Source organism: Sphingomonas sp. (assembly GCF_035758555.1).
GTDB lineage: Bacteria > Pseudomonadota > Alphaproteobacteria > Sphingomonadales > Sphingomonadaceae > Sphingomonas_B.
The window spans coordinates 1-5,433 of record NZ_DASTXI010000156.1 but is presented as its reverse complement, the minus strand read 5'-3'; the positions used below and the strand labels follow the sequence as shown (position 1 = coordinate 5,433).

Annotated in this window: 4 protein-coding genes and 1 pseudogene; all 5 read left to right on the top strand. The window is 69.6% G+C overall.

Features of this window, described 5'->3' with window-relative positions; translation table 11 throughout:
- Positions 1–294 precede the first annotated feature (294 nt).
- Entirely contained in the window at positions 295–1,362 is a 1,068-nt protein-coding gene (locus VFT73_RS09385; protein ID WP_326410223.1) for an SDR family NAD(P)-dependent oxidoreductase, read from the top strand.
- On the top strand, positions 1,359–2,450 hold the full coding sequence (locus VFT73_RS09380; protein ID WP_326410220.1) for a glycosyltransferase family 4 protein: 1,092 nt from the start codon (positions 1,359–1,361) through the stop codon (positions 2,448–2,450). The genes VFT73_RS09385 and VFT73_RS09380 overlap by 4 nt, the downstream gene beginning before the upstream one ends.
- On the top strand, positions 2,447–3,700 hold the full coding sequence (locus VFT73_RS09375) for a CgeB family protein (RefSeq protein ID WP_326410218.1): 1,254 nt from the start codon (positions 2,447–2,449) through the stop codon (positions 3,698–3,700). The genes VFT73_RS09380 and VFT73_RS09375 overlap by 4 nt, the downstream gene beginning before the upstream one ends.
- Positions 3,697–4,785 (top strand): CgeB family protein, encoded by a 1,089-nt coding sequence (locus VFT73_RS09370; RefSeq protein ID WP_326410215.1) that lies wholly within the window; start codon positions 3,697–3,699, stop codon positions 4,783–4,785. Before VFT73_RS09375 ends, VFT73_RS09370 begins: the two co-directional genes overlap by 4 nt.
- Positions 4,782–5,433, top strand: a pseudogene (locus VFT73_RS09365) (glycosyltransferase); the annotation flags it as partial. The gene VFT73_RS09370 and the pseudogene VFT73_RS09365, both read left to right, overlap by 4 nt.

Here is a 5,433-nt window from a genome sequence, read left to right as displayed (position 1 = left end):
AGCTCGGTTTCCGCGCCCGGCAGGATTTCGGCGAAGGGCTCGCCGAGCTCGCCGAATGGGTTGCGGAGCAGACCGCCGTCGACCGCGTCGCCGAGGCGCGCGCCGAACTCGAAGCACGAGGGCTGGTCGCATGAACGGGCCGGTGCTTCTGAATCCTCTCCTCGATTTCGAGGGGAGGGGGGCCATGCGAAGCATGGTGGAGGGGCGGCGGGCACAGCCCGCCGTCTGCGACGGCGGCCCCTCCACCGCCCTGCGGGCGGTCCCCCTCCCCTGCAAAAGCAGGGGAGGAATGCGATGACTCGCCTGGCTGACAACGGCCCGGTGCTCGTGACCGGGGGCGCAGGGTTCATCGGCTGCAACATCGCCGACCGGCTGGCCCGCGAAGGCCATGACGTCATCATTTTCGATGCGCTCGCCCGGGCCGGCGTCGAGACCAATCTCGACTGGCTGCAGCAGCGGCACGGATCGAAGATCAACGCGACCATCGCCGATATTCGCGACGAGGAAGCCGTCACCAAAGCCGTCCGCGACGCGAGCGCCGTATTCCACATGGCGGCCCAGGTTGCGGTGACGACCAGCCTGGTCGATCCGATCGACGACTTTCAGGTCAACATCCGCGGCACGTTGAACGTTCTGGAGGCGGTGCGGCGGCGCGGCACGAACGTGCCGGTCGTCTTCGCCTCGACCAACAAGGTCTATGGCGACCTGGCCGACGTCCAGCTTCGGGAAGAGGCGGACCGCTGGACGCCCGCGGACGCCGAAGTGCGCGCGCGCGGCATTTCGGAAGCGCGGCCGCTCGATTTCCACACCCCCTATGGCTGCTCCAAAGGCGCGGCGGACCAGTATGTGCTGGATTATGCGCGCAGCTACGACCTGCCGACCGCCGTCATCCGGATGAGCTGCATCTACGGCCCGCGCCAGATGGGCACCGAGGACCAGGGCTGGGTCGCGCACTTCCTGATCCGGGCGCTGGAGAGCGAGCCGATCACCATCTACGGCGACGGCAAGCAGGTCCGCGACGTGCTTCATGTCGACGATGCAGTCGACACCTATCTGGCGGCGCTCCGTTCGATCGACCGCGTGAAAGGACTGGTGTTCAACCTGGGCGGCGGGCCGGACAATGCGATCAGCCTGAGGCAGCTGCTCGGCCATATCGAGAGCCTGACGGGGCGGCCGGTCGACACGCGATTCGAAGGCTGGCGCGCCGGCGACCAGCGCTATTTCGTGGCCGACGCGCGGCGCGCGCGCGAAACGCTGGGACTGGGCCCGCCCAAGCCGTGGCGGCAGGGGATTGCCGAGCTGGCCGACTGGCTGGCGGATGCGCGCGGGCTCGCGTTGCGGCACATGGAGGCCGCCGAATGACGCGGCTGCTTCTGACGGCAGATACGGTCGGCGGCGTCTGGCAATATGCGACCGACCTGGCGCGGGCGCTGGTCGGGCACGGGATCGAGCCGGTGCTGGCGACGCTAGGGCCGCGCCCGAGTTCGCAGCAGCGCGCATCGATCGCCGACGGCGTCGAGCTGGTCGAAACCGACCTGCCGCTCGACTGGCTCGCAGCGGGCCCGCATGACGTCTCCGGTGCCGGCGAAGGGATCGCCCGGCTGGCAGACCTGTACCGCGCCGACATCGTCCAGCTGAACGCGCCGGCACTGGCCGCGACCGTGCGGTTCGACCAGCCGGTGGCGGCCGTCGCGCACAGCTGCGTCGGCAGCTGGTGGCAGGCGGTCAAAGGCGGATGCATCGACGCGCACCTCGGCTGGCGTGCGGAGCTGACCGGCGCCGGGCTGCGCGCGGCCGACCGGGTCGTGGCGCCGAGCGGCGCCTTCGCCGCGATGCTGCGGCAATGCTACGATCTTCCCGAGACGCCGGTGGTGGTGCGCAACGGCCGGCGCCCGGCGCGGCTGCCCGAGGCGGGACCGCAGGACATCGCCTTCACCGCCGGCCGGCTGTGGGACGAAGGCAAGAATCTGGCGACGCTCGATCGCGCCGCTGCGATCGCGCGCACGCCGTTCCTTGCCGCGGGGCCGCTGGCGGGGCCCAACGGGACCACGGTCGCGCTCGACAATGTCGCGGCGGCCGGCAGCCTCGCCGATAGCGAAGTGGCACGCCAGTTCGCCGCGCGGCCGGTGTTCGTTTCCGCCGCTCTCTACGAGCCGTTCGGTCTCGCCGTGCTGGAAGCGGCGCAGGCCGGCTGCGCGCTGGTGCTGTCCGACATTCCGACCTTCCGCGAGCTGTGGGACGGCGCCGCCTGGTTCGTCTATCCGCACGACGCGGACGGTTTTGCCCATGCTGTCGACGCGATCGTCGGCGACCCCGAGCTGCGGGCGCGCCTGGGCGACGCGGCATGCGAACGCGCCGCCGACTATACGGTCGCGCGGATGGCGGCGGGGATGGTCGCGCTCTACCGAGGGCTGGAGACGCGAGTGGCGCCGGAGCGCGTCGCGGCATGAGGATCGCCTATTTCACCCATTCGCTGGCGAGCTGCTGGAACCACGGCAATGCGCATTTCCTGCGCGGCGTGCTGCGCGAGCTGCAGGCGCTGGGGCACGACGTGCAGGCGTTGGAGCCGGAAGGCGCGTGGAGCCTCCGGAACCTGCTCGCCGATCACGGCGAGGCCGGGCTGGAGGCGTATCGCGCCGCCTATCCGGAGCTGCGATCGACGGTCTACACGGCCGGGGACGACCCCGCGGACCTGATCGAGGGCGCGGACCTGGTGATCGTACACGAGTGGAACGATCACGGCCTGGTCGCCGCGCTCGGCAGGGCGCGCGCGGGGGGCGGCCGGTTCACCTTGCTGTTCCACGACACGCACCACCGCGCAGTCAGCGATCCGGACTCGATGCGGGCCTATGATCTGTCCGCCTATGACGGCGTGCTGGCGTTCGGCGAGGCTTTGGCGGAGGTCTATCGCCGCTGGGGCTGGGGCGAGCGGGTGTTCGTCTGGCACGAAGCAGCGGACACGCGGCTGTTCCATCCGCCCGCTGCGGAAGCGCCGCGCGAGGGGCTCGTCTGGATCGGCAATTGGGGCGACGGCGAGCGGTCGGCCGAGCTGGAAGACTATCTGTTTCGCCCGGCCTGCGATGCCGGACTGCCGCTCGACATCTACGGCGTCCGCTATCCGCCCGAGGCGCTGGCGGCGCTGGCGCGATACGGCGTCGCGTTCCGCGGCTGGCTGCCGAACGCGCGCGCGCCGCAGGTCTATGCCCGCCATCTGGCGACCGTCCACGTGCCGCGGCGATTCTACACCGAGATGCTGCCCGGCATCCCGACCATCCGCGTGTTCGAGGCGCTCGCCTGCGGCATCCCGCTGGTCTGCGCGCCCTGGGACGATGCCGAGCAGCTGTTCCGGCCGGGTGAGGACTATCTGGTCGCGAGCGACGGCGAGGAGATGACCCGCCACCTGCATGCGATCCGCGAGGATGCGGGGCTACGCCAAAGCCTGATTGCGAACGGCCTCGCCGCGATCCGCGACCGCCACAGCTGCGCGCACCGGGCGCAGGAATTGCTCGATATCGTCGCAAAACTAAGCCCCTCTCCCCTTGCGGGAGACGGAGGGGCCCGCTCGCGTAGCGAGTGGGAGGGTGAGGGGGCGGACCCCACGCTCGCTCCGCTTCGCTCTGTCCCCCTCACCCCGCTCGCGACTGCTTCGCGAGTCGACCCTCTCCTGCAAGGGGAGAGGGGCAAAAGGATTCACGCATGAAGATCGCGTTCTACGGTTCGAGCCTGGTGTCGTCCTACTGGAACGGGGCGGCGACCTATTATCGCGGGCTGCTGCGGGATCTTGCGGCGCGGGGGCACGAGATCACTTTCTACGAACCCGACGCGTTCGAGCGGCAGCAGCATCGCGACATGGACCCGCCTGATTGGGCCAAGTCGGTCGTCTACGCGGCAACCGAGGAAGCCCTCGCCAAAGTGCTCGCGGAAGCGCGCAACGCCGACGTGGTGGTGAAGGCGAGCGGCGTCGGGGTGTTCGACACCGAGCTGTTGCAGGGCGTGATCCGCAATGCTGCGCCCCACGCGATCACCATCTTCTGGGATGTCGACGCTGCGGCGACGCTGGACGAAATGCGCGACGCGGCGGACCATCCGCTGCGCGCGGCGCTGAAGCAGCTGGATCTGGTGTTCACCTATGGCGGCGGCGATCCGGTGGTCGAAGCCTATGAGGGCTTCGGCGCCCGCCGCTGCGTGCCGATCTACAATGCGCTCGATCCGGCGACGCACCATCCGGTTGCACCGGACCCGCGTTTTGCGGCCGATCTCGCTTTCCTCGGCAACCGGCTGCCCGACCGCGAAGCGCGGGTGGAGGAGTTCTTCCTGAAGCCCGCGGCATCGCTGCCGGAGCGGGATTTCCTGATCGGCGGCAATGGCTGGCAGTGGAAGGAGCTGCCGGAGAATGTCCGTCACCTGGGCCATGTCGGCACGGCCGAGCACAATGCCTTCAACTGCACGCCGCTGGCGGTGCTGAACGTGGCGCGCGATTCGATGGCGCAGATCGGCTTTTCGCCGGCCACGCGCGTGTTCGAGGCGGCCGGCGCGGCGGCGTGCCTGATCACCGACGCGTGGGAGGGGATCGAGCTGTTCCTGACGCCGGACGAGGAAGTGCTCGTTGCCCGGGACGGACAGGACGTGGCGGAGCATCTCCGCGCGCTGACGCCAGAACGGGCCAAGGCGATCGGCGAGGCGGCGCTCGCGCGCGTTCTCGCCGAGCACAGCTATACGCTTCGCGGCGCGCAGGTCGACGCGATCCTGGCCGAAGAAGCCGAGCAGATGCGGAGCGCCGCATGAAGCTGGTCGTCCTCGGCCTCACCCTCTCCTCATCCTGGGGCAACGGGCATGCGACCACCTATCGGGCGCTGCTGAAAGCGTTCGCCGCGCGCGGCCATGACGTGCTGTTCCTGGAGCGCGACAAGCCCTGGTATGCCGCGCACCGCGATCTGGGCGAGGTCGACTACTGCACGCTCGCCTTTTACGATTCGGTGGCGGGGCTGGAGCGCTGGCGGCGCGAGATCGCGCAGGCCGATGCGGTGATCGTCGGCTCCTATGTGCCGGACGGCGTCGCGGTCGGCGCCTATGTGCAGCGGACCGCCAAGGGCGTGACCGCCTTCTATGATATCGACACGCCGGTCACGCTGGCGAAGCTGGAACGCGGCGATTTCGAATATCTGTCGCCCGATCTGATCCCCGGCTACGATCTCTATCTGTCGTTCACCGGCGGCCCGACGCTCAAGCATATCGAGCGGCATTACGGATCGCCGGCTGCCCGGGCGCTCTACTGCTCGGTCGATTCCGACGTCTACCAGCCGCTCGACGCGGAGAAGCGCTGGGACCTGTCCTATCTCGGCACCTACAGCCCGGACCGGCAGCCGGTGCTGGACACGCTGCTGATCGAAGCGGCGCGGCGCTGCCCGGAGCGGCGCTTCGTCGTCGCCGGGC